This window comes from Butyrivibrio sp. TB, from assembly GCF_900110805.1.
Taxonomy (GTDB): Bacteria; Bacillota; Clostridia; order Lachnospirales; family Lachnospiraceae; genus Butyrivibrio; species Butyrivibrio fibrisolvens_C.
The window spans coordinates 1-25,414 of the sequence record NZ_FOER01000038.1 but is presented as its reverse complement, the minus strand read 5'-3'; the positions used below and the strand labels follow the sequence as shown (position 1 = coordinate 25,414).

At 39.4% G+C, this 25,414-nt stretch carries 27 protein-coding genes and 3 pseudogenes; 14 read left to right on the top strand and 16 right to left on the bottom strand.

Annotation, left to right across the window (positions count from 1 at the left end; genetic code table 11):
• From BMX21_RS18095 to BMX21_RS18050, 10 genes and pseudogenes are all read left to right on the top strand, one after another.
• The coding region (locus tag BMX21_RS18095) for a group II intron maturase-specific domain-containing protein (RefSeq protein WP_278305262.1) at positions 1 to 292 on the top strand (292 nt) is incomplete at its 5' end.
• Positions 293 to 615: 323 nt separating this feature from the next.
• Positions 616 to 744 (top strand): annotated as a pseudogene (locus BMX21_RS20105) (integrase); the annotation flags it as partial.
• Positions 745 to 1,136: 392 nt separating this feature from the next.
• On the top strand, positions 1,137 to 1,334 hold the full coding sequence (locus tag BMX21_RS18085) for a hypothetical protein (protein WP_092046625.1): 198 nt from the start codon (positions 1,137 to 1,139) through the stop codon (positions 1,332 to 1,334).
• Positions 1,279 to 1,566 (top strand): hypothetical protein, encoded by a 288-nt coding sequence (locus BMX21_RS19175; protein WP_177174110.1) that lies wholly within the window; start codon positions 1,279 to 1,281, stop codon positions 1,564 to 1,566. The genes BMX21_RS18085 and BMX21_RS19175 overlap by 56 nt, the downstream gene beginning before the upstream one ends.
• An 84-nt stretch (positions 1,567 to 1,650) precedes the next feature.
• Positions 1,651 to 1,965, top strand: a complete 315-nt coding sequence (locus BMX21_RS18080; RefSeq protein WP_092046621.1) for a hypothetical protein — start codon at positions 1,651 to 1,653, stop codon at positions 1,963 to 1,965.
• 194 nt (positions 1,966 to 2,159) lie between these two features.
• Positions 2,160 to 2,540: a hypothetical protein gene (locus tag BMX21_RS18075; RefSeq protein WP_092046616.1), complete on the top strand. Its 381-nt coding sequence runs from the start codon at positions 2,160 to 2,162 to the stop codon at positions 2,538 to 2,540.
• A gap of 575 nt (positions 2,541 to 3,115) precedes the next feature.
• On the top strand, positions 3,116 to 3,439 hold the full coding sequence (locus BMX21_RS18070) for a hypothetical protein (RefSeq protein ID WP_092046612.1): 324 nt from the start codon (positions 3,116 to 3,118) through the stop codon (positions 3,437 to 3,439).
• 189 nt (positions 3,440 to 3,628) lie between these two features.
• Entirely contained in the window at positions 3,629 to 4,630 is a 1,002-nt protein-coding gene (locus BMX21_RS18065) for a GNAT family N-acetyltransferase (protein WP_092046609.1), read from the top strand.
• 230 nt (positions 4,631 to 4,860) lie between these two features.
• On the top strand, positions 4,861 to 5,949 hold the full coding sequence (locus tag BMX21_RS18055; protein WP_092046601.1) for a tyrosine-type recombinase/integrase: 1,089 nt from the start codon (positions 4,861 to 4,863) through the stop codon (positions 5,947 to 5,949).
• 82 nt (positions 5,950 to 6,031) lie between these two features.
• On the top strand, positions 6,032 to 6,925 hold the full coding sequence (locus BMX21_RS18050; protein WP_092046597.1) for a DMT family transporter: 894 nt from the start codon (positions 6,032 to 6,034) through the stop codon (positions 6,923 to 6,925).
• Positions 6,926 to 7,117: 192 nt separating this feature from the next.
• Here the strand turns inward: BMX21_RS18050 and BMX21_RS18045 are convergent, their stop codons facing one another.
• The 15 genes from BMX21_RS18045 to BMX21_RS17970 all read right to left on the bottom strand — a co-directional run bounded on the left by BMX21_RS18045 (position 7,118) and on the right by BMX21_RS17970 (position 20,275).
• The gene (locus BMX21_RS18045; protein WP_092046592.1) at positions 7,118 to 8,200 is read right to left on the bottom strand and encodes a DUF6765 family protein; all 1,083 of its coding nucleotides are present in this window, start codon (positions 8,198 to 8,200) and stop codon (positions 7,118 to 7,120) included.
• Positions 8,201 to 8,212: 12 nt separating this feature from the next.
• On the bottom strand, positions 8,213 to 8,743 hold the full coding sequence (locus BMX21_RS18040; protein WP_092046587.1) for a DUF308 domain-containing protein: 531 nt from the start codon (positions 8,741 to 8,743) through the stop codon (positions 8,213 to 8,215).
• Entirely contained in the window at positions 8,740 to 9,312 is a 573-nt protein-coding gene (locus BMX21_RS18035; protein WP_092046584.1) for a hypothetical protein, read from the bottom strand. The genes BMX21_RS18040 and BMX21_RS18035 overlap by 4 nt, the downstream gene beginning before the upstream one ends.
• A gap of 51 nt (positions 9,313 to 9,363) precedes the next feature.
• The gene (locus tag BMX21_RS18030) at positions 9,364 to 10,164 is read right to left on the bottom strand and encodes a PrsW family glutamic-type intramembrane protease (RefSeq protein ID WP_092046581.1); all 801 of its coding nucleotides are present in this window, start codon (positions 10,162 to 10,164) and stop codon (positions 9,364 to 9,366) included.
• Between the two features lie 32 nt (positions 10,165 to 10,196).
• Positions 10,197 to 10,943, bottom strand: coding sequence for an ABC transporter permease (locus BMX21_RS18025; RefSeq protein ID WP_022754485.1), 747 nt, complete (start codon positions 10,941 to 10,943; stop codon positions 10,197 to 10,199).
• Complete coding sequence (locus tag BMX21_RS18020; RefSeq protein ID WP_092046578.1) at positions 10,940 to 11,671, bottom strand: hypothetical protein; 732 nt, start codon at positions 11,669 to 11,671, stop codon at positions 10,940 to 10,942. Before BMX21_RS18020 ends, BMX21_RS18025 begins: the two co-directional genes overlap by 4 nt.
• Complete coding sequence (locus BMX21_RS18015) at positions 11,668 to 12,513, bottom strand: ABC transporter ATP-binding protein (protein WP_022754487.1); 846 nt, start codon at positions 12,511 to 12,513, stop codon at positions 11,668 to 11,670. The genes BMX21_RS18020 and BMX21_RS18015 overlap by 4 nt, the downstream gene beginning before the upstream one ends.
• 25 nt (positions 12,514 to 12,538) lie before the next feature.
• Complete coding sequence (locus tag BMX21_RS18010; protein WP_092046575.1) at positions 12,539 to 14,704, bottom strand: M13 family metallopeptidase; 2,166 nt, start codon at positions 14,702 to 14,704, stop codon at positions 12,539 to 12,541.
• A gap of 85 nt (positions 14,705 to 14,789) precedes the next feature.
• The gene (locus tag BMX21_RS18005; RefSeq protein WP_092046572.1) at positions 14,790 to 15,605 is read right to left on the bottom strand and encodes a CPBP family intramembrane glutamic endopeptidase; all 816 of its coding nucleotides are present in this window, start codon (positions 15,603 to 15,605) and stop codon (positions 14,790 to 14,792) included.
• A gap of 278 nt (positions 15,606 to 15,883) precedes the next feature.
• Positions 15,884 to 17,029 carry a tocopherol cyclase family protein gene (locus BMX21_RS17995; protein WP_177174109.1) on the bottom strand — a complete coding sequence of 382 codons (1,146 nt, stop codon included), beginning with the start codon at positions 17,027 to 17,029 and terminating at the stop codon, positions 15,884 to 15,886.
• Positions 17,030 to 17,112: 83 nt separating this feature from the next.
• Entirely contained in the window at positions 17,113 to 17,556 is a 444-nt protein-coding gene (locus tag BMX21_RS17990) for a DUF3237 family protein (RefSeq protein WP_092046567.1), read from the bottom strand.
• Positions 17,557 to 17,615: 59 nt separating this feature from the next.
• The gene (locus BMX21_RS17985) at positions 17,616 to 18,287 is read right to left on the bottom strand and encodes a hypothetical protein (protein ID WP_092046564.1); all 672 of its coding nucleotides are present in this window, start codon (positions 18,285 to 18,287) and stop codon (positions 17,616 to 17,618) included.
• A 15-nt stretch (positions 18,288 to 18,302) separates the two neighbouring features.
• The gene (locus BMX21_RS17980) at positions 18,303 to 18,968 is read right to left on the bottom strand and encodes a hypothetical protein (protein ID WP_092046561.1); all 666 of its coding nucleotides are present in this window, start codon (positions 18,966 to 18,968) and stop codon (positions 18,303 to 18,305) included.
• Positions 18,965 to 19,894, bottom strand: a complete 930-nt coding sequence (locus BMX21_RS17975) for an ATP-binding cassette domain-containing protein (protein ID WP_092046558.1) — start codon at positions 19,892 to 19,894, stop codon at positions 18,965 to 18,967. The genes BMX21_RS17980 and BMX21_RS17975 overlap by 4 nt, the downstream gene beginning before the upstream one ends.
• A 3-nt stretch (positions 19,895 to 19,897) precedes the next feature.
• On the bottom strand, positions 19,898 to 20,275 hold the full coding sequence (locus tag BMX21_RS17970) for a GntR family transcriptional regulator (RefSeq protein WP_092046555.1): 378 nt from the start codon (positions 20,273 to 20,275) through the stop codon (positions 19,898 to 19,900).
• A 312-nt stretch (positions 20,276 to 20,587) separates the two neighbouring features.
• Between BMX21_RS17970 and BMX21_RS17965 the strand changes: the two genes are divergently transcribed.
• Complete coding sequence (locus BMX21_RS17965; protein ID WP_092046633.1) at positions 20,588 to 22,108, top strand: 4Fe-4S dicluster domain-containing protein; 1,521 nt, start codon at positions 20,588 to 20,590, stop codon at positions 22,106 to 22,108.
• 170 nt (positions 22,109 to 22,278) lie between these two features.
• Here the strand turns inward: BMX21_RS17965 and BMX21_RS17960 are convergent, their stop codons facing one another.
• Positions 22,279 to 22,884, bottom strand: coding sequence for an LURP-one-related/scramblase family protein (locus BMX21_RS17960; protein ID WP_092046552.1), 606 nt, complete (start codon positions 22,882 to 22,884; stop codon positions 22,279 to 22,281).
• Positions 22,885 to 23,105: 221 nt separating this feature from the next.
• On the opposite strand from BMX21_RS17960, the gene BMX21_RS17955 reads away from it, so the two are divergent.
• The 3 genes and pseudogenes from BMX21_RS17955 to BMX21_RS17945 all read left to right on the top strand — a co-directional run.
• Positions 23,106 to 24,578 carry a glycosyltransferase gene (locus BMX21_RS17955; protein WP_143057290.1) on the top strand — a complete coding sequence of 491 codons (1,473 nt, stop codon included), beginning with the start codon at positions 23,106 to 23,108 and terminating at the stop codon, positions 24,576 to 24,578.
• Between the two features lie 97 nt (positions 24,579 to 24,675).
• Positions 24,676 to 25,083 (top strand): annotated as a pseudogene (locus BMX21_RS17950) (alpha-amylase family glycosyl hydrolase); the annotation flags it as partial.
• A gap of 139 nt (positions 25,084 to 25,222) precedes the next feature.
• Positions 25,223 to 25,414 (top strand): annotated as a pseudogene (locus tag BMX21_RS17945) (gamma-mobile-trio recombinase GmtY); the annotation flags it as partial.

The following is a 25,414-nucleotide window of genomic DNA, read 5'->3' as shown; positions in this document are numbered from 1 at the left end:
CTTCAAATTAGGTAGCATGAAGGAACTTTGCAAGAAATTGGATGGAAATATAAGATTCAGGCTTCGCATGTGTATTTGGAAGCACTGGAAAACTCCAAAGAACAGGGCAAAGAACTTGATGAAGCTTAATGTGCCAAGATGGGCGGCTTTTAAAATCGCTTACAATGGCGACAGATATGCTAGACTTGCACACAATGGCTGGGTACAGAAAGCTATAAGCACAAAGAGACTAACCTCATTTGGATTAGTCTCAATGTTAGATTACTACACCGATAGGTGCGTTACTTGTTAAGTTGATTGAACCGCCGTATACGGAACCGTACGTACGGTGGTGTGAGAGGCCGGGAGATTGATTAAATCTCCCTCCTACTCGATTTTGGATTCATTATAATGACCTCAGAAGGAGGTACATTACCTATGATGAATCAGGAAACTATTAACTTTATCTTGCAGAGAATGGTAGTATTTCTGGACAATGCTCAGATGCTCAAGCTAAAGGATATCCTAGACGAGATAGCCAGACAGGAAGACACAACCCTGCTGACGAAGAGTTCTGAGGAGCTTCTGGAAATGTTCCTCGCTACCAAGAGGCTTGAGGGCAGGTCAGAAAACACACTTGATAAAGGTATGCCGGTAGAACAGGTACAGAAATTACTTGGTCATGATCAGATCGATACTACCATGCAGTACGCTATGGTTAAGCAGAGCAATGTGAAGATTTTTCATAAGAGATATATAGGATAGCATGTGATTACATAAAAATCGTTTATGAAATGCTTGGCACTGTATTATCACATCCAAAATGCTGAACTACAGTACTTTTTCTATGTTTCAGAACGCTTGATGTTAAAGTATTAGTACACCAATTATTTTCAATAACTGCAAATTATTACAATCTGGCCGTTAATTATTACAATTAGCGGCCTTATTTCATGCAGGAATGGTATAATTCCTTTGTGTGTTTATGCACTTATTATGCTGATGGGGGAGCTTATGAACACCTACAAAGTAGCTATTATTGTGTGCCATGGAACTGTTATGCAATATTTTCTTGGAATCGAACATCCAAATAATGGACAGATTGCGGAGTATTTGCTATAAGATTTAGGATAACAGGAGCAATGGGGCGGGGGTATATGAAAGATAAACCGAAGGTTGTTTATCATGGTAGCCAGTATTTGTTTGATGTATTGATCCCACGTCAGGCAAAAGGGCAATGCGAGGCTGAATCACAGATTGGAATTTATGCAGCGACAACGATGGAGGAAACAATTCCTTTTGCATTACCGTTTCGTTATTACCCGGATGAGCCGGGGGGGCAAGCTTTGCCGTGATTCTGATGGAATCAACAGTTATTTGCGTTATGGATCAATCAATCCACACGGAAAGGGATATGTATATGTTCTTCCTGCCGAATCCTTTGAACTTGTTGATGAGTGGCAATGGGTTTCTAAAGTGCCTGTAAAACCAATTGATGTGGTTGAGATTTTGGTTGAGGATTATTGGCATACGATTACATTTTCAGAAGATGCGAAAAAAATACAGCAACGGTTATACGGCGAATGAAAACGAAGGTGGCGGATATTATTCGGAGTAGAGTGTCGATAAATTTAAGCGAGAATTCATGAAGATTTGGGGAGATTTAAGCTAATGGAACTAAAGATTGATCCTAATGGAATATGGTATCATGGCTCAAACATGGTGTTTTCAGAAATGAAGAAAGGCAGTACTATTACTCAGTGGAAAGAACTTGCTGAGGCGTTTTCTCATAAACCAAGCCTATTGAGTTATGACGACAATGGAACAATTTATCATAACGGAACAGAAAAGGGATACCTATATACAATAGATGAACCTATTACAGTTGGAATTGATATTTATCAGCATCCGAGAACAGTTATGGATAAAAATGCTGAATTTTTAACGAAAAGACCAATAAAAGTAAAAATGGTTTGTGAACTGTAATTAGGGTTTTTATAGAATTGTGGACGGCACCCATTACAAAAAACAGCATCCTCATTAAATAATGCGGGGGAAGAAACCCATGAAAAAAAACGTAAGTGTTATTGATGAAACAGGTAAAATTATAGGAACAACCTATCCCAAAAGGGCTAGAGATTTGTAATAAAAACTATAAAAACCAATGGAGGAAAAACTTGATGGATGAAAAATATATTGAACTTGAGAAAAGGGTACAGGTTCTTGAAGGCCTATTAAAAGGCTTCTTGCAGGCAGAAGATAATAATATCAATCTGACATTGAAGGATTGCTCTGTTAATAATCTGAACACAGGAGAAGAATGTGATGTCAGATTGGATAATTGCCCTGTTGGAAACTTATGCGTGGGTGATGGATGCGATGTTAGACAGAACAATTGCCCTATAGGAACTATGATTCCAAACGATATAGATACAGCTGATGGTCAGATAGACGATATAGAGAGCAGAATAGATGAACTGGATAGCGCAGTGGATATGCTTGAAAATAGGATTGATGATGCAGAGAACCGGGCGGAACATTTGAAAGAATCATTAGATTGACATGTCTCTGAATTTGTATAAATAGAAGGATGGTCAAACAGTTTTGATTAAAGGTGAACGAAAGGCTATTATCAGTTAAAAGATGGTCGAATTAAACAATTGGACAGTAAGTTATTCCGGAAGCTAAAGCACCAAAACCAAATTCATCTATTTACATAGATCAGTACATCCTACTGGTCTATTATTATGCTTAGAATCAAGTGTGCAGGGCAGGGGACGGACCATAATCCACATTCCCTAGTTCCAATTATCTGAATTATTCAGAAGGGGCACTTGATGTATATAAGCAACTTTCTATATATATTTGCCATGATAAGGGACTGCTCGACAAATATGTTGATAAGAATGCAAGGATGTAGTAAAAACCGTAGAATAGCCTATACAGATGTGATATTATAAGTCGTATGCTTACATTTTTGGGGTAAAGAATTGATGAAAAGAGCTATTATTGGGAGGATTTAAATGGAAAAATCTTTGAAATACTATGAGGCTTATGAGGAAAGGTACAAAACTGCACATCAAAAAGGTGTAAGTTGGGCTTATTTGATTTTATTTATTCGATAGCGGTTATACATATGTTAGTACTCGATGAAGACAGAGATGGTTTTTATAAGTTTATTTCAAATCATTTAAGTGAAAATGGTATAGCATTAATTTGTACGATGGGCGATGGCCAAAATGAAATGAAAAGTGATATAAGCCGTGCATTTGAGATACAAGAAAGAGATGATGAGTCGGGGAAAATGATGGTAGCAGCAACATCTTGTAGAATGGTATCATTTGCGACTTTTGAAGCTGAGCTTACAAGGAATCACCTTGAAATTGTGGAAAAGGGAATTACAAGTGCTTTACCTGATTTTAATAGTCTTATGTATGTTGTTGTAAAAAATATGATCTAATGTACGAATAGAAATCACGAAAAACTAGGCTTTTCAAATCATTTTTGTAGGTGTCGAAGGCGTTGAATATTCATTCGCTTTTTCTAGATAAATAGGGTATTTCTATGTTGGGTAGAAAAAGCGCATTGTTGATTATATTGGAATATATTACGGAATAATGTACAATGATAGCTTTTTTATGGAGGAAAAATGAAGGCAGAACAGTTATGGACAGAATATTGCTCCAAAAAAGGAATAGATATAAATACCCCTTATGAAGCGTGGAGCTTTGGCGAAGATGAAGAAGGAGATGACCTTCTCCGACTAGTCCTTGCGGGAAAAAAGTTTGGCACAGCTAGTCTCTATGATGCATACGAAGCAGAAGATGCTCTTGATGAGCTTCCTAAGGCAGGTGATTACAGCGTTTTGTTAAATAGTAAGAATGAAGCTGTATGCGTTATAAAAAACTATGATGTATACATAAGAAAGTTTAATGAAGTGCCTCCTTATCACGCATATTCTGAAGGAGAGGGTGATAGATCCCTTAAATACTGGAGAGAGGTGCATAAGGAGTTTTTTGAAGAAGAAGCGAAGGAAGACGGAATTGAATTTACGGAAGAATCCAGAGTTGTATGCGAAAAGTTTTCTCTTGAATATACTTTGGGAAAAGAAACTACCGCTGACGACGAACTCCTTTTTATAGAACCTTCAATGGTTTTTGCAGACGAAATCACAGCTTATAGGCAGGAAATGCTGGATGCGGATTCAAGTTTTGATGGATGCTTCTCTATGAAAAGAATGCCTGATCCAAAGGAATATGTAGACTATTGTATAGGCTGGGCGAATCCGAGCAGAGTTGCAGATGAACATGGTGCCTGGGGCAATGTCCTTATGGTATTTAGGAAATCTGATATGAAAATGATAGGTTGTATGCAGGTTCACAACGTTTTAACCCAGCGTATGAAAGACTTCACAGGTCACGTTGGCTATTCTGTTAGGCCATCAGAAAGGGGAAAAGGATATGCTAAAAGAATGCTTGCAAAGTCTCTTGATTTTTTAACGGCTTTTGGATTTAAGGAAGTATACGTTAGTTGTGTGCCAACGAATATTGCAAGCAGGAAGACTATTTTGGCTAATGGTGGAGAATATATTGAAACAAAATACCTGGAGTGCGATAATGTAAATCTTGAACGGTATAGAATTTGCATATAATAGAAATTATGAAAAAATGGGATTCAAAATAACCGGTGTAAAGCCGGATGCAATACGTCTGAAAGATGGCACTCTTTTGAACGAATACTCGATGGTAAGAAAAATGTAATAACTTGCAAGAATGATACGAGCGGAGCAGATTAAAAATAGTCTGTTCCGTATCTTATTATGCCAAAATATCATTGCACAAAATTCCTCTTTTGTGATATGCTATATATAGGAGGCGCAAAATGGGCGAGAATTCAGCATATTACAATTCCCTGAAGCAAAAACGCAGGCAGGACACAGAGAATATTAAATCATCATTACCTCAGCATGTGCACGGTTTTGTAGACGAATGCCTGTTGAGATATCAGCCAAGTACTGCATTTAACTATGCACAGGATATTCTGTTTTTCTATAAATATTTGAAAGAAAAGAATCCTATCTGTAGAAATCTTGAACTGCGAAACATTACTTTTGAAGTAATTGAAAATCTTGGGCCACAGGATATCAATGAATTTCAAAATTATGTTGCTTCAGGCCATAAACCGGACAAAACAGGCAATATAAAGCCAGCTAATGAGCGTGCAATTGCCAGAAAAATGGCTGCTGTTAGGAATTACTTCCAATATCTGGTTAAATACGACTATCTTAATGCAGATCCAACGATTAAAGCAGTTGTAAAAAAGAAAGATCCAGAGAAAAAAGATATTCGGAGGCTCGATTCTGAACAGGTACAGAAGCTTATTGATTCCGTAGAAAATGTTAATTCTGCCAGCTATCACTCAAGAGTACTGTCTGAGATTACTGCCAAAAGAGACCTGGCTATTGTGACACTTCTTTTAAATACAGGAATCCGTGTATCAGAGTGCGCTGGCCTTGATCTTACAGATGTAAACTTTGACGAAAATTCCATTACGATCGTCAGAAAAGGTGGCTACGAGGATCATCTTTACATAAACGAATTAATAAGAAATACTTTGAAGGATTATATCAAAAACGAGCGCCCTACCCTGCTTGAAAATGCTGAAGATCCAGCTCTTTTTATATCCTTAAAACATAGACGAATGTCAATAAGAAGCATTCAACATATGATAGAAAAATACGGTAAGAATACTGGCCTTTCGCAGAAACTGACGCCACATAAGCTTCGCAGGACCTATGGTACAGCGCTTTATAACAAAACAAGCGATATTTATATGGTGGCTGATGTATTGGGACATAAAGATGTTAACACTACAGTAAAACACTATGCTGCAATTGAGGAAGAACATAAGAGACAGGCATCACAGGTCGATGTTTATGCTCCAGATCCGGATGAAAAAAGTCGACTATGATTATATCTTGAGTGTTCTTTCATAATAGGAACAGATAGATTATACAGAGATTAAGATAAATCAACAAAGGATATGTGATCTGATGGATAAAAATAAAATTAAAGGAATCTTATTAACAACTATAGGTGCTGCCTGTTGGGGTCTTTCTGGCTCAGTTGGGCAGTATCTTTTTGACGTGCAAATGATGGACAGCAGATGGCTTGTGCCTATCAGGTTGGGACTTTCCGGAGTGCTAATTCTACTGTACTCACTTATCAAATATCCAGACTCTGTTTTTTTACCATGGAAAAGCAAAGAAAAGGCAATAACTATGCTCATCTATGGACTGGCAGGTGTGTCAGCATGTCAGTTCCTGTACTTTCTCACAATAGAACTATCCACTGCAGCTGTTGGAACAATCATGCAAGATTTGGCTCCAATATTCATCCTAGGATATACATGTATAACAACCAAGAGATTTCCCAAGTTTTTGGAAATATTGTCAATCATAATGGCTCTACTAGGCGTTTTCTTCCTTACAAGCCATGGCAACATTACTACAATGACAGTGCCGTTACTTGCACTAATTACAGGTGTCTTAAGCGCTGTTTGCGTTATGATTTATAATGTGCTTGCTCCTAAACTCACGAACGATATTCCTGTCATAGTTGCTCAGGGCTGGTCTTTCCTGCTTGGAGGTATATGCATCGGTATCATTTTCAGAACCTGGACAATCCACTATATTCCAAATCTCTATGGAATATTAGGCATTATATTTGTTATTGTAGTTGGCAACCTCTGTGCCTTTACTCTATATATCAGCGGTGTGAAACTTATCGGACCATCCAAAGCAATTCTCTATAGTTTTGCTGAGCCTCTGACTGCAGCAGTCATTTCAACTTTGGTCCTCGGAAGTGCCTTTACGGCATTTGATGCACTGGGCTTTGCGATGATCTTTATCATGCTATGGTTGATTACAGTCAGCAAATCATCATAAAGTTAATGAAGAAGCATACCTATTATTTGTCGTATTCTCCATATTCACAACCGATATGCGTTGCCTCGATCTCATCCACCAAGACAAGGTCATCACCTTTAGAGGGAGAGAAGTCTTTTGGTAAGCTCATGAACAAGGTTGAACTTTATTTTCAAGAATGTATGACTTCTTGAATGTAATTTTCCTGTCTATCTATGACAGCCCAGCAAGGCGGTTGCCGGATTCCATGATCCTGGAAGCTACCATCTTCTTTTGGGCAAGAGCAGCCTCGAAAAAAAGTCCGAGGAAGGTTCTGGATTTATTGTTGCTACTAATGTATTCCCCAATATGCTCATCCTTGTCAAAATCAGGGATGCGCTCCCCGGAAAGGCTCTCTCCAAAGGCTTTCCAATCATCTGACGCATCGACCTGCCGTTTCGTGATGATACTACGGATCTTCTCAATGTGTGGCTTAAGTTTTTCCATAGCATAGGTGTCTTTCTTAAAAACGTCAATTTCCCCACGTAGATATGACATGGCATAGACCATCTGGGCAAATGCACATTCATAATCGTGTGGATTGTCCTTTATTATCTCCTTGTAACCGTCCCATGCCGGTAGATAGACATAGCGGATATAACTATAGTCCGGCAGATGTCCCGCACGTCCGTGCCCAAGGTTCATGATCGAGTTTTCATCGGACTGATATACGCTTCCGACATATACCGGCTTATCTACATCCTCCGAAGCGGATGGATTATGTGAAAAGGTAACCTGTCTGCGTTCGGGTTCTCCGTCATCTCCCGGGAACAGCTCATAGAAATACCAATTGGTGTTGTTGATCACTAATGATGGTGTTCCGGCAAAATATGTATGCGCCCATGTATCTGCGAGAACGTGCATGGCAATACCGATTGCCGGGGTACCCTTATCTTTGGCAAGTTTAACTGTATCGACAAGCAGATCGCCATTTGGTCCGCAGATCAGGCGGTATTTATCCTTATAGTTTTTGGAGCCTATTTTTATATCCGCATACAGATCTCTTGGCAGGAAATGAAATGAAGACCATATTCTTGTGATATCGCAAAGACCGATCGGATCTGTTCTAGCCTGTAGAAGCTCTGTCTGTAGCTGCGTCGTTACAGCCTGCGCGGGTTCTCCTACTTTTATGAGCCATGTCCTTGAGCAATGATCTACAAGCTGCGCAGCATGGCATATTTCCACACTGTGCTTATGATCGAAACCTGCCAGCATCGCGGCACAGTAAGTCGCATAATAATGAAAATCTCCCTGCATTTTCGTGTACTCCTAATCTATCGTGATTACCTGCTGACGGCGAAATGTATTCGCTATATTCATAACCGCCGAGAAGATGAAACCAACAGCACAGATATATACAACTCTTGCTCCGCTTCGCATAAAAATCAGGCATATAATAGAAAATAATATCTTGACCACGCCTTGAAAAGTCTTAAATCTCCAGGAGCTTTGAATCCTCCTTGATTCAGTTGCCCCCAAAAGATCCACAACACCTGAAAAAGCCAAAGTGCCTGCCAGATACACAAGAACATATGCCCTTGGTACCCTCACAAGAGAACCTGTGAATATCCCAAAATCAAAGAAAAGGATTCCACGAAACAGGATATTCCTTCCCCCAACCATGTGCCGGGCCATCCGAAAATAGAACCAGAGCATACGAAGCCCCATGATCTCTAACGTAAGAGAAAAGATACCAATGATACCCATATATGTTTTTTCGCCAAAAACAAGCATTGCTACTCCTATGAGGATCATTGAAGCAGCCAGCAGTATATTTCTTAATTTCTGCCATTTCGTCATTGTGATTCTTCCCCTGCTTTTTCAAGTTTTCTGATTTTGTCAGCCGAATACAGAATGAATATGTAATTTACAAATGCAGTTATCTCCATTATGAAAAAGGCTAGATCCACATTTCCGCTGGGATCCTCAGCATTAATGAAACTTAATATATTCACTATGATAAGTATTCCTGCAAACAGTGCACTAAGGAAAGTCAGTACAAGATAAAATCTCTTTTTTCTTTTTATTGTCTGCCGTCCTACCCTATAAGCATTTAATCCAATGTAAAGGTGATACAAAAGCACAACAACACTAAACATCATGATTATCAGCAAAACACCTATCCATAGAATGATATTTACAGCTTTCTCATATTCCGTACCTATAACAACGCTGCCGTTTTGCTCCATAATCGTTCCGATAATCTGAGCAATCGTTTCCTCACCTAAGAAAAAGCCGATGAATAGTTTGATGATATCCCATACAGACAAGGCAATCACCATGCTGCCACTTAGAGATAGAGCATCCCGGTAGTGGCGAAGCTTGATTTGTATTTCTTCATTTTGGGGCTTATATACAGCTGTATCCATCTGCACTCCTCTTTGCTTCTTACTTTACAGGTACAATAAGGTCAGACCCTGTCATGACTTCTGATCTGCACTGTTTGTATCCATGAATGAAAGTGCTGTAAGATTTGCGGCATTTTTCTTAAGCCGTCTGAATATATAGAACTGGAATATAAATATCGGAATTACTATGATCAGTACCATACCGGCACCAATATATGTTGTTCTCTCTATTTCCGGTGTTATAGTTTCTACGTTATCCCCGGCATGTATGAGCATGTTTGCAGCAAAGAAGTCAAAAATAGTGTGGCATAGTACTGGAACAAAATATGCAAGAAGGTATTCTTTTACTACAGACCCTCTGCCTGTTACTTTGTTATATCTGGCAAGGCCAAGATGTCTTCCCATGGCAAGCCCGAGCATCATATGTACTGTCACATTCGGAAGCCTCATTAAAAGACCTGTAAGACCCATACTATATACAAAATCTTCTATAAGAGTAAATCCGAATCCGACGGCGCCTGCTACCAGCATATATTCATATACATTTCTCCATTTTTTTCTATAAATGCATAAGACAATAAGCGTAATGATAAGTTTTGCGAGTTCTTCATTCAGTGCTGCTGAAAAAAGAGCATGGTTGAAACTGGCAAGTAATGCCGGTCCATCTGTAGGAACAAAACCGGTTACAGCCTTGAATGTAAGACCGATTATCAGGAAAAAGACAAATGAAAGAGGCACAGATAAAAGCCCAAGTACTACCGGCAGCAAAGCCTGTCCTCTTGAAATCCTGTAACTTCCTTCCCAGGCAATCATATTCTTGTAAAGAATACCAATAATGATTAAACCCAGAACCAAACTGATTATCGATGCCATATTTTTCCCCTTTCTATCGCATATAAACCATGTTAGAAATCCAGCTCTTTTTTTCTAAAGAGCAAATATGCCACAATAATGGAAATTGCGCAGATCTTTGCAACATGCCAAAGCATCGTAAAGATTGCCGTGCCGCCGGTAAGTAGCAAATCTACTTTTGCACATTCGAGGGCATGTGAAAAAACATGCCTGTCTATATGTAAGTGCTTGATCACAGGAATAGCATTAAGACCGCCAAGAAGTGTATCTCCTGCAAAAAGCAGGAATGCATCCACAAGTGTTGCATAAGCAACGTTCTTGCTCCAGAAAAGAATGATCATGGATATTGTTGCATAGCCCAGAACGATAAAAGCATTGGTTAGTATCGTGCTATATAAAAAGCTGCTCTCTGCGACATTCATCTTCGCTCCCATTAATAACCCTGTAATCGTGATAAAAAGAGTATAGATTCCATATGAAATAAAGGTTACGATCACACAATTTACGAACTTGGCGATAAGGAGCCTTTTTCTTGAAATACCTCTTCCAATAAGGCACTGCATGGAATTTGACGTAAACTCATCGGCATATACGCTTACGTATATGGCAATTCCTATAAACAGATTCATTGTGTTTATAGCTGTACCCTGACTGGAAGCAAATGAAAACCCGCTTAGTCCGTCACTGCCTTTTGATTGAATAGTCCAAAAGAGTGAAATAAGGAGGCAAATTCCAAGTACGATCCAATATGACGGTTTTCTCAGAATTCTTTTCACATCTGCAAAAATAAGATCTTTCAAAAGTCAAACTCCTTTCTCCTGAAAAAATAAGTCGTTATCAATAGTGCTGCCAAAAGATAACAGATAGCAGGCAGAAGCTCCCAGGGGGCTGCTCCCACTTCTACTTTGGTATATGCCCAATCTAATAGCCCGTCAAAGGTATAATCATATAATGAAAGAGAAGAAAAAAACTCTACTATGTTAAACACCAGTTTAAATATGGCTGCAAATGCGATACATGCGATAATACCAAGAACTGTAGAACCGGAGATGTACATGATCATGGCAGAAAAGACGATGTATCCAAAATGTCGTAGCCATCTCAGGATGATATATATAATAAGACTTGCCTGTTGCTGCGGGCTTAATACGATTGCCGATTCTGTATTTATTACGATAAGAGCTGTTGCAATTATGATCAGATACAGACAAAGAAGTAAAATGGCGGCGTCAAGGAGCTTGGCTATTATGAGCTTATTCCTGGTTATACCGTGACCAAGCACGGTCTGCATGGATTTCGAAGACAGCTCATGTGCAAAAACAGCATAAAATGTAGGAAAGACTATAAAAAGAGCTATAGGAGCTCCGCTAAGTGCTTTCTGCACACCATTTATAAGTCCGATTGAGCCATCATTTACAATACCTTCAAGTACTGCATACGAGATATAGATCAGCGCAAGCAAAAGTCCTATATAGATAAGGCCAACCCGAAAGATACGTTTCAAATCTGCTCTTAACAAATTCCTCATTCTGCTGATCCTCCAATGAGTTCAAAGTAATAGTCTTCCAGAGTAACTTTCTCTTTTCCTTCTTTTAGGATATCAATACCATTTTCTAAAAGAATACTTTTGGCTCGTTCCAGATTATCGGTAGAAACTGTCAGTTCTACTTCAGGGCGCTTTGCAGAAAGGTCATCCTGTGTGATCTCTTTGGCTATAACTCCGTTGTGTACTATGCCAAAGCGATCTGCGGTATTTTCCAGTTCGCCAAGAATATGACTTGATACTATAACTGTCATACCAAACTCATCTCTGAACCTACGTATCATGTGCCTTATATCGGCTATACCCTGAGGATCAAGACCGTTGGTCGGCTCGTCAAGGATGAGAATATCAGGATTACCAAGGATTGCATTGCCTATTCCAAGACGCTGCTTCATTCCAAGGGAATATCCCTTTGCTTTCTGATTTTCCTTACCGCCTGTAAGTCCCACAACATTCAGGACACGATCAACCTCCTGCTTTAGCTCTTTTCCCTTGATACCCTTTGCAGCTGCATAATACTCAAGATTGGCTCTTCCGGAGAGATATCCGTAGAAATTGGATCCTACAAAAAATCCAATTTTAGACCTGTTTGCAAAAAGCTCTTTGCGACTTTGTGAGCCATCTATGGAAACACTGCCGCTAGTGTACTCCGACAAGCCAAGGATCATCTTGAATATGGTGGTTTTTCCTGCACCGTTTTTACCTACCAGACCGTAGATGTCGCCTTTATTAACCTGCATGGTGACCCCTTTTAGAACGTCATGTTTACCATAGCTTTTGACTATGTTATCGAGCCTTATTGCTGCATTTGAAATCTCTGATCCCATAACTTTCTCCTTCCTGAATAAGACATCACCAGACAGTTACTCTATTTTCCGGGCTTAAATACATTCCATCTCCAGGTTTAATATCATAGGTTTCGATGAATTCATCATATTGTTGAAGTATAATGTTTATTCTGTGGAATGGCAGAGGATGCACGTCACCTCTGATTGTGTCAAGTTCGTTTTCCTTAGTTGTCTGCTGTGCATATTGCCTTGCAAAAGCCCTGAAAAACTCGTCATAATCAAAATCAGGTATATTCCTTGCTACATATAGAACTGACTTGATGCCTCCCATATCGGCTATGGCTTCATCTTTTATATTGTTTCCATTTACTTTCTGTTGCCCGGGGATAGGCCTTGCCAGTGAGAAATAGCCGGCAAGTTTTGATGCTTTTTCATCCATCTTTGACCTGTCTTCTACAGCCATCCAGTCGATGGCGGTTATATTTTCATCAAACTGACGTCCATACAGGTCAAACTTAGTGCCGTTAGAATCAAATCCATGAGTTATCTCATGTCCAATAGTAGTTCCTACAATTCCCGCAAACTGTTCAAGTGTTGCATCATCTCCATATGCAGCATCACACATGGCTAGATACCCCGCCATTATATAGATGCCGTTTTCGCCGGTATAATACACACAGTTAATCTCGGTAGTGGTTTTACTTTCGTCATAGATATCCCACTTAAATCTGTCAAAGTTAAGATTCTTACTTATATCTGCCCTGTGAGCTTCCAATATGCGCATGCCCTCAGCAGCTGCATCAACAAGGTTGCCTCCTTCGTTGTAGGATTTTATTTCTGCTGATGAATAGTCAGCGACATTATCAGGCTTTATGAGGTGCAGAGCCATATTTTGCAATTTTTCTTTTGCAGCAGTTTTTGTATCATCCGACATCCAGTCTTCTTCATCAAGTATTTGTGAATAAGCCTTTATCAGTGCGTCAGTAAATTCTTCTACCTGATCTGTTTTTTCGCTGTCTTTAAAATATTTTTCCAGATATAGCGTATCTAGTAATGGAAGATAGCCGCAGATCTTCATATCATTTCTAAATAGGACGCCAAGCTGCCCATCTGATAATCCCTCATGGCCTTCGGCGCTTTTAGTATAAAGAGAGACCATCTTTTCATATGATTCGCGGTCAAGAAGATACTTGGTTGAATCGATGGTATGTACTATAAGAAATGACTTGATATCCTCAAGATTTTTTTCTGTATAGATACCAGACAGAGACTTAAGATATGTATAATCCACATAAAAATTATCGCATCCCAAGTAGCCTCTGCTATCCAGTATCTGTAAGAGCGGATAATCCCCTTGTAAGGCGCTGATCCCTTCCCTGCTATTCTGAGCCTTTGTGAACATTTCACTTACGCTTAAGTAATCCATATTGCTGTTTCTGGCGATAAAAGTTTCTACTTTGTAATTGCCTTTTAAGATATCGTCTATCTCTTTTTCAGAAAAGCCAAGTCTTCCAAGAAAGTATCCAATTACTTCATCACATCTTTCTTTGGCTGATAATGTATTAGCTGTATATTCAACATATGAAGAGACAGATCCGAGGGAAAGACTCGGAGCCACGAGATTTAAAGTACTCTTGTCCGGGAATTGAAGTTGTGCTCCTACGGATTCTGGTATTAGAAGCCCCAGACCAAAGGGATTTCGATCAAGGCTTCCCTGATATTCTGTAAGTTCACTTATAGAAGATATGCTCTGTATATCTATAATATATTTTTCGAGCGGTTTTACTCCGAGCTTATTTCTCTCATCCCAATCAGAGTGCAGATCTACCAAAGCTTTGTATTTTAAAGCATTGTCGTCTGTCATAGTTTCGTCAGAGGCGATTGCCATACATCTTTCATAGACCAGCTTATCTGCATCAAGAACTATGCTGGCCTCTTCATAAGCAGGATCTAAACTAGCCGACAATATATAGTCTTTATTTGCAGCCGCAGCAAAGTCGTCTTGAAGCCGTATGTTATCTTCAGGATTCACCATGCCGGAAACGTCTGAATCAACCCATTTCCCTCCTCCGGGTTCTCCGGAACTATCTGAAATTCCTACTTCCTGAGAAGATGTGTCCGAGCCTGAGGCACTGTTTATGTTTCCACATCCGGAAGACATTAGAGGTAAAGAGACCAAAAGTAATATAGAAGTGGTTTTTCTAAATACATTCCATTTTTTGCCTATCATTAGCTATCATTCTCCTATCTCATCTATAAGGTTTTCGAAAGCCATTTTCTTGATTCTGAGAATAAATAGTAATCCTTTGAACTTCTTATTCTTTGCTCCAGATCTTTGCCCAGATTTCATTGGGTTTAAAGAGTTTGTTTTTGCTGATCAGGCAGAGTGCAAAGGTTCCTATGATCATGATTACAATAAACTCATACATAAGCCGCCCTGTACTGTACTGCTGCGTCAGTATGCCATCTTCGGATAATAAGGGGTCCGTTGTAAAGCAGATAAAATCATATAACCCGTGTGCAAATATCGGAAATATAACACTCCCTGTTCCCAAATATAAAGAAGTAAGCAATAAAGCCATGAATGTTGAATGCAGTACCTGTGATGCGGTCATGACTAAATCTGCACCCTGTGCCAGATTTCCTGCATGAGAAAGGCCGAATATTACAGCCAGAAGGATTATCGCAGTAAGTCTCCTCTCTTTACTGACATATCTCATGACTATAGCAAGTGATAGTATCCTGAACATAGTCTCTTCTCCAAAGCCGGCTGTAATGCCCATAATAGCAGCATTAAGAGAGGGATTAAAATAAAACGAATGATAAAAAAATAATGGCTCGATCAGTGTAAAGATTATAAGAACCCCTAAGAGTATCATTAATATACAAATATCTCTTGCCGGAGCTTTGGGCTTTACAAATCCTTTAAATTTAGGCGAGAACCAAAGCCAAAAAATCAGCATCGATATTACTGCGAAAATGCAAATACCTATATTCCCTGCATTTCCTGAAAACATCTCACCTATAGAACCTCCTATTCCCGTTATAAGCGATGGAATGAGTATGCCTAGTATAACGGCGATATAGGGCATCTTTTCACATATCGAATGCTTTCTTGTTTTTTTATCCATTTGTGACCTCCTGATGAGCCATGATGAAGAGTTGTTAATGGGTATTGCTTTAGGGATTGAAATGCCACTCTACAAGATAAATTTCGACTTTTTTCATGAAAATCTTTATACTGTATAATGTCTTTTCTTTTACAGATTTAGAACTATCAATAGTGCCAAAAAGCCAGTAAATAGGCCCAATGCCTTTGGCATTGGGCCTATTTACTGGCTGACTCATTGAATTACGAAATCTGCAGCTGGTGCGTATTTCTGTAATATACTCACAAGAATACATACCTTTATTCGTCGTATTCTCCATATTCACAGCCGATATGCGTTGCTTCGATCTCATCTACCAAGACAAGGTCATCACCTTTTTTGTCATAAAGCCTTATGATCCCGTAACCATTACCGCCATTCCATAGACGATTATGGTTTTTCCTGCCGTCAGGTGATTCATAGTTTATGAAGAGCATGTCCTTCTTAAGACAGTGAACTTCTGTTTCCATAACAGCATGGATGTTCTCCTGTCTTACATGCCAGATGACTTCGGTTTCTTTTTCCTCAAAACTAAAATCAGTCTTAACATGAAGATGCAGTTTGGAGAAATTAAAGTCGTATTCTTTGCCCTCGTAATACATAACTCCAAGAAGGCGCCTGTCAAGTGGCACGAAGTAGATCTTAGGACGACCGCCGCCTATATCGAAGACACTGTTTGTAAGGAACCTGCCTGTCTTTTTGCTAACAAGACAGTTAGATGACAGCCATACCCAAGGGCTTGTGAAGTCCCTGCCCCAGTTCTTGTCAGCATAGCCGTAGCTCTTGCCGGGAGTTACTATGTAGGTCCTGCCATTGAAGGTCACGGTTCCGCCGTAGGCACTCTTCATACCCTCAGCATGCCAGTACATTGCAAATGCCTCCATGTCGCGCAGAGGCTTACTTGCACCGTATCCTACATTGAAGGCTATCTGCTTGTCTATTACTAGGTCAAAAGATATCTCGCCGGCATCGCACATCCATTCAGGGTGAGCCATAACCTCTTCTTTTGATATACATATATGGCCCTTAAGTGCTGTCTCACAGGCAAGGCAGTCGTCAGCACTTATCCTGTAGGGAGCGCTTTTATGGATCTTAACATCTTTTAAGGAAAAAAATCTGTGGAGCTGACAGGCATCTTCGCCCCAGGTTCCGGCCTTGACCATCAGATAGGATGGGTGTTTGCCGGATGCTTGATTGGCCGGGAGCTGACCAAGTACAGGCTTATCCTCTGCAAGTGCAGGATTACAGATGAAGAATTCTATAAAAAATGGCTTATCCTCTCCTGTTTCCATGTCCTGCGCAGTGAAAGAATGCCACCACCAGTCATATCCAAGATGGGCAAGCGGGCCGTGCAGCATCAGCGCATTTCTTTTCTTATTATGGACATTGAATCTATCTATCTTCATTTCCAAACTTAACCTCATATACTATATCTTATTAGGAAACATGAGTATATTTATTGTATATAAATCATGTATTTAACAAAGCTTTATTTTACGCAGATATGGATCTGTATGTGTCCTTCTTCGTTCGTGCTGCTGATACTTCCTACAAGATCAGTATCTTCGAGCTCTTTTAAAGCTTCGCTGTCTGTGAGAATCTTTGGAGTTGTTGTGAATCTGCCGCCATCAGATGTACCATTATTTTCAATAAAAATGCGGCATTCTTTGCCTTCAAAATCCTTGCCCTTAAGGATATATCTTGCGGACAGAGTCCTTAAATTACTGCCTGCATCCTGCCTTTGAGTATCAACACCGCCGTTTAATATAACCCCATCGAATATTTCGCTGTGGCAATATCCGTCAAAGAGTATCATTAGAGCTTCGCCATTGTGTCCTTTGACTTCGTTAAACTCTTTTAACAGTACATCTATAGTAAGAATTTCTGTGCCTTGATCAAGGCATTCTTTTAAATTTGTAATCTGTGAGTTCATTAGATATGCTCCTGCTTTTTATTCTTACTCTATCACTTGAGATTATATCTAACAAGCTATTACCATTGCATTTTGCCAACGCTTCTTTTGATCATATATTCTGATAGGCTGTATTTATATACTAAATTGGATATTATAAGCGATACCAGATTGCCACTTATAAATAGTATGATCGTAGCTATTACAGCTGACCTGAAATCGATTGCCAGTAATCTGGAGATTCCAAAAGTGTCGTTCTGAACTATAACCATACCAGGAATCATAAATGCGATAAAAAATATAAAAGATGGGGCATAAAACTTATATACTAATGCAAAATATATAAAGCAAAAGAACATAAAAATGCCTATCTCAAGGAGCGATGTCGACTGGATCATGCGGTTTTCTGCATCAGTAAGACCTTCTACACCATTATGAATAAGCCATACGCGATGAGCGATCACAACAAGCAGTGACAATAACATCAGTGGAAAGGATACAACATAAGGATATAATACCTGCAGTTTTTTCTTTAAAACTGATGACTGAATAAGGCCTGACATAGAAAGAGATATAAACATATGTCCTATAGTTATAGGGAATAGGAATATATAAAAGCCTCCGATAAAACTATTTATCGATCTAAATTCAAGTATCATACCTATTACTGCTATGACCAGCATAAATATAAGCTGTTTTCTTACGCAGCTTCCGTATTTTAAAAGTTTCAAACATCTTATAAATGATCTCATTTTCAAAAATCCTCCTTAGCTTCTTCGAGATACCACATCCAAAAAGCTCTTATCATAACTATGACTTGCATGAAGATAACTGATAATAGTTACGATGATCCCCAGTACAAGTGCTACTAACATGAATATCCCCAGCTTTAAGGCGTCAAATCTGATACCAAGAGCTGTTAAAAAGACTACCGGTATAATAGTCAATATAACGAAGGGGGTAGATATTATCGGATATATGGTAAAAGTACCAAAGTATCTGACTACATTCACTGCAAGTGTATTCATGGTATATGCTATTAGCACTACTATTACTTTAATTGGTATATAATATGGATCATAGTGATCTGCAAAAGCTGTAATAACTGAGCATATGCCGATCACTAGCACATAATGTACAAAGTTTCTGGCATGTTCCTGCATGATACCGTTTATGAAGGTTCTTTTGCCATAAAATGAGCTTCTAAGGATAGTATTGTGTGAGTCACTGGAGTATGCTCCGTTAAAGCTAAAATAATCTCTGAATATCTCTGCGATCATGGTATAACATAATGTTATGCCGGTAGCTCCCTCTACAAGGCCAAGCGTTATAAAAAAGTGAACGATGATGATGACGATAGGGGCAGCTAATCCGAAGAGCAGTGTATCCCAGATGCTATGATACATATTGTATGTCTTTATAGCGTTTTTCATGATGCTTCCCTCTTATTATTGACGCCTCCTAAAACGGAGTACTCTTTCATTATGTGTACTGAAATCTGAGAAAGTGTAGGTCTTTCTACTGCAATATCCATACCTGATAATTTATCGAGATCATCTGAAAGGCAGATTCCTTCGAAGCCAAATGAGTTTGTAGAAATATTTCTGATGACTTTTGATGCGTAGCTTTCGTCTTTTTTCTCGCCTTTAACGAGGATATATTTTTCTTTTAAGTCTTCTACAAAGCCCTGTTCAACTATCCTGCCCTGCTCTACTATAATGACGTAATCTGTGATATTCTCCATATCAGAGATATTGTGAGTTGAGAAAAGAACACTTCTTTCGCCATCATTCTCACTAAGATAATCACGAAGCATATTGCAAAGCTTATCTCTCATAAGAGGATCAAGGGGTGATGCGGGCTCATCCAGTAACAGAAGATCTGTATCCCTTGCAAGGATTCCTGCCAGCATGAGCTTTACTTTGTTACCATCAGAGAGGTCTTTGACTTTTTTATTTTTTTCAAAAACACCGCCCTGGTAAAGAGCCAGATCGTTGCATATCTGTGTGTATCTATCAAGATGGAAATTGTCGAACAAAAGGCTCTGCAGATCTTCTATCTGACTTAAAGTCCAATGAGGGAAGAAATAGTTGCCTGTTCCAAGATATCCGATCCTGTTCTTGACATCAGCAATCTTCTCTCTGTCCTTGTCATTGTATTGGTCAAAAAATCTAAGGCTTCCTTTGTAATCCAGTTTGATACCTGCAAGGATATCAAGAAGCGTTGTCTTACCTGCGCCGTTCTCGCCAATAAGTGCGGTTGCAAATCCTTTGGGAATCTTAAGATTCTCTACATCCAGTGTGAAATTCTTATATTTCTTGATAATATTGTGACCTTCTATTACATAATTGCATTCCATAACTTATTCCTCCAAATCAAGACTTAATAATGTCTGTAGTGTCTGGGTGAGCTCTTCACCTGTCATGCCGGCAAGCTTGGCGGAGTTTATAGCGCTAAGCAGAGCGTCCTCTACCTTGCGTCTGTGCTGCTCGATGAGCATCTGCGTATCCTGGGCATTGACATAGTAGCCCTTGCCTTGAACTGCTGTTACAAGTCCTTCCTGCTCCAGCTGTTCATAAGCTTTAAGCGTTGTTATAACGCTTATCTTCAGATCTTTGGCAAGTCCTCTGATAGAAGGAAGATAATCTCCTTGAGCTAGTCTTCCTTCCAGGATATCTGATCTGAAGCTATCAGCAATCTGCTGATATATTGGTATCCCTGATGACTGTAATATTTTCATTACTTCCTCCGGATTAGCATAGATTGAGATTGCTTTGTTCTATAAACAGAAAATGTAAAGCATGTATAACTGTTTATGTGTTATATATACACCTATAACAGATTGGTGTCAAGCCATCCCCTGGAAATAATTTTTAGAAATAATTGTTAGAACTGATATTTAGAAATGATTTTTAGGGTACAAAACTAAGATTACTCAGTATATAATAGTTTTGTAAACAATTTATAGTTAATGGCAGATTGGCAACTGCAGTATTAACCTGTTTCTATAAATATCAGTTTCAAAAGCTAAAACAAGGAGATTTATATGAGTATTCGTGGTATTTATACATCGGTCAATGATATCCGTAAGCGTGTATTTACAGAAGTAGCAAGATTGTCATACAACTATAAAGATGGCGATCTGTCTGAGATGGAGATGATTCCATATCGCATAGTCCCCGGTGAAGAGTCCAAATACAGGGAGAGCGTATTCCTTGAAAGGGCTATCGTTAAAGAAAGAATGCGTCTTGCTATGGGTCTGTCCCTTAGAAGCGCTGCAGAGCATGCTCCGGTATCTACAGGTGCCGAAGAATGTGTTAAGCCGGAGAAATATTATCAGCCTCCGCTTATAAATATCATTAAATTCGCATGTAACAAGTGCCCTGACAATGTTGTTACAGTCAGCAATCAGTGTCAGGCATGTCTTGCTCACCCTTGTCATGAGGTATGTCCTCGTGATGCTATCAAATTCGAGCACGGTAAATCTGTCATAGATCAGGAGAAATGTATCAAGTGCGGCAGATGTATAGAGGTTTGCCCTTACAATGCTATCATCCGTATGGAAAGACCTTGTTCTAAGGCTTGCGGAGTTAAGGCTATAGGTACAGATGAATATGGACGTGCTGATATCAATTATGATAAGTGTGTAAGCTGCGGTATGTGCCTTGCCAACTGTCCTTTTGGCGCTATCGCTGATAAAGCTCAGATATTCCAGACAATTCAGGCTATAAAGAGTGATACACCTGTATATGCTGCTATCGCTCCTGCTATTGTAGGTCAGTTCGGACCGGATCTTACTCTTGATAAGATGCGCTATGCTTTTAAGGCTCTCGGTTTTGAAGATGCTGTAGAAGTTGCTATTGGTGCAGACCTTTGTACACTTCAGGAAGCAGATGACTTCATCAAAGAAGTTCCTGAGAAGCTTCCATTTATGGGTACTTCCTGCTGTCCTGCCTGGTCAGCTATGGCCAAGAGAGACTTCCCGGAGCAGGCTAAGTGTATATCCATGGCCCTTACTCCTATGGTTCTTACAGGAAGACTTCTCAAACAGAAGCATCCTGACTGTAAGATCGCTTTTATAGGACCTTGTGCTGCTAAGAAACTTGAAGCTATGAGAAAATCTGTTCGAAGTGATATTGACTTCGTTCTTACTTTTGAAGAAGTTATGGGTATGTTCGAAGCTAAGGGTGTTAACTTCGCAGAGTTCGAGACACATAACACCATGCATGGCGGCTCCGGTGATGGTAGAGCCTTTGCTATAGGCGGCGGTGTTGCCAATGCTGTGGCCAATGTTATCAAAGAAAGATATCCTGACAGAGAGGTTAAGGTAGAACGTGCCGAAGGTCTTGATGAATGTAAGAAGATGCTGATGATGGCCAAAGCCGGCAAATATAACGGCTATCTTCTTGAAGGAATGGCTTGCCCAGGAGGCTGCATCGGCGGTGCCGGAACTGTAATGCCTATTGCCAAGTCCAAGGCTGCCGTACTTCAGAACCAGAAGCAGTCAAGTAAAGCTCATGCATATGACAGTACATATGAAGAGTGGCTTGAAGAGCTTGCAGAAAGAGACTGAGTTTAACCTCATGTTTTTTACAAACAAACTTTAAATTAACAAAAATAAAGCGCCGGGGTAATAGTTCCTTGGCGCTTTGGTACATTAATATGATGGTTAGTGCAAAAAATATAATAGCACAGGTTATTTTATCAGAAAGACTTTATTATTAAGCTTTTGTTTTGTAGCCTTTAATTTGAAGATGATGAAGACGATGATGATGAAGCTGAAGCACTCTCCCTGTCTCTTATCATATGCTGAAGTGTTATGAGTATGGCTACGATTATCTTCTCATATTCAGGCTTATATATATCAACACAATACTTGTCGTGGATAGACAGCATCTTTTGGGATATAACTGCGATAATATCGCCGTTTTGATCATATATCTCGAAGTTAAGACCCAGTATATTGCCCTTAAGCTGCCAGCCAAGACCGACTATATTGGTGATATCCTTGATGATATGGAACAGCTCGTTGGACAGCTCAAAGGAAAGACCATCATCCATAGTGATATAATGTCTTTCATGAAGTGAGAAGAATTTTTTCTCAATATGAGCAATCTTGCGGTCCTGAGCATCGAATACATCAGTTTTGTCATGAAGTGAGAGAAATTTAGTCCAGGTATGATATACGATATTCTCATGCTGATCTGTTATATCGATCTTATGATGAAGTGTAAAAACTTTGGTACTTGTAAATAAGGACTTGGCAGGAGCCCCGAAATGATCTACATTATTGACATTGGCTTCTTGTCCTGCCTCGCGGTATCTGTGAACTTTAGAAAATACACCCATTTTTTAAAAACCTCCCACTGGTATATTTGATTTTTTGAGTCATGAGGTACAAAATATGAGTATAAAGGTCATAAGTAATATCGATTCAAGCCTTCTCGAAAATGAATATGAATGTGACTATGAATAAGAGTATTTGACCCGGCTCATAAAGTATATTGATAGTACATATAAGTTGTAATAAGTATAATTGGTATTGGCTTGTACAGCAATACTAATTATGTTTGATCAATAAAAAGTATAAGGAGATAAGAGCTGATAGATTCTCTATCAAGGCTCATAAAGGACACGTATATATGAAGATAAGTCTTTTGAATGATTCTTTTCCACCGGTTATAGACGGAGTTGCCAATGTAGTCATGAACTACGCTTCTATCCTCAATGATATGGATGGCAACAGTGTTATGGTCGCAACTCCCAAGTATCCTGAAGCTGATTATTATCAGTACCCATATCTTGTTATCCCGTATCAGAGCTTTGATACAACTCAGATCATAAAAGGATATAGAGCAGGCAATCCTTTTGCCATAAGAGAGTTTCAGGATATGAAGGAATTCGCTCCGGATATCATACACTCTCACTGCCCTGTCTCATCTACTGTACTTGCAAGGCTCCTTCGCCGTGATACAGGGGCTCCTATCGTCTTCACATATCACACTAAGTTCGATGTAGATATTGCAAGGGCTGTTAAGGCACAGATAATCCAGAAGGAAGCCATAAACGTACTGGTATCCAATATAGAAGCCTGTGATGATGTCTGGGTTGTAAGTAAAGGAGCCGGCGAGAACCTTAAGTCTCTTGGTTATGAGGGTGAGTACCGTGTCATGAACAACGGCGTAGACTTTGCCAAGGGTTTATCATCCCAATCTGCTGTTCTTGAAGCGACTAAGGACTATGACCTTCCGGAGGGTGTTCCTGTATTTATATATGTTGGCAGGATCATCAAATATAAGGGACTGTCACTGATACTCGATGCTTGCGAGATCCTGGACAAGGCAGGTATGGATTTTAGGATGGTATTTGTAGGAAGCGGCCCCGATGCAGATGAACTGAAGGCTAGAGCTATAGGACTTGGCGGCAAAGTTATTTTCACAGGACCAATATATGACAGAGAGGTACTAAAAGCGTGGAATACAAGAGCTGATCTCTTCCTGTTCCCATCAGTTTATGATACCAATGGTCTGGTTGTAAGAGAAGCAGCAGCATGCGGCCTTGCCAGCGTCCTTATCAAGGATTCATGCGCATCAGAAGGCATCACAGATGGCAGAAACGGTTATATCATCGAAGAAAGCGGTCAGGCTATGGCTGATCTATTACTGCGTGTATGCAAGGATATGGACAATGTCCATGATGTTGGCATGCATGCTATGGATGAAATATATATATCATGGGAAGATAGTGTTCATAAGGCTTACGAGCGTTATGGCGAAGTCCTGGATCTTAAGGCTGCCGGCAAGCTTGAAGATCATAGGAAGCTCACTGCAAGGCTTGAAGACTACTCGTATCTGTTCGAGAAGTATTCAGATGTCCTGACTCACTTCCCTTTCGATATACAGGATGATATCAAGGATTTCTCACACGGACTGTATCATGAAGTTAAGAACTTCTCGATTAATTCAACTAATAAGATCAATGAGAAGATTGAAAAGTTCTATAACGCATATGATAAGTTCATATCTGAGATTGACAGATCTTAAATACTAAATGAATTAAATATATTTTTTTACCATATTCTATAAGGAGTGGCCTATGACGGAGTCTAATAAGAACACTATTATCAAAGACTTTAGAAGTATGTCTTTCTATCAGATATGGATCAGGAGTTTTGCAGATGGCAATGGCGACGGGATCGGAGACCTTATAGGGGTCTATGACAAGCTTGATTATATTAAAGAGCTGGGAGTTGACGGTATATGGTTCTCTCCCTTGTATCCCTCTCCCAATGCTGATTTTGGGTATGATATCTCGGATTATTATGATATACATCCGGACTATGGCAACCTTGATCTGTTCAAGAAGGTACTAAAAGGCGCTCATGAAAGAGGGCTTAAAGTCCTGATGGATCTGGTAGTCAATCACACGTCAGATGAGCATAAATGGTTTCTTGAAAGTAAGAAAAGCCGGGACAATGCCTATAGCGACTACTATATCTGGAAAGATCCCAAGATCGTCAAGGGCAAAAAGTGCCCTCCAAATAATTATATAAGGTAATAATTTTATAATCAAACTATGTATAAAGGTACTATATTATCAAGATATAGTACCTTTTTTATATACACATATTGAATAGTATATGGTATTATAAATAATATGTTAATCAATCTATATGGATGGATAAGAGATGAATTATGTAAAGGTATACACAAAGACATACAGAGATAATTCAGCAAGATACATAGAGCTGCCATCTCTTTTGATAGAGCAAGATGGAGAGACACAGATATTTGGACAGCTACTGCGCTATCAGATCAAGTATAGCCATAAGAGCAGGACTTGGCATAACAAGCTCATACAGGCTGTTGGGTTGTTATTT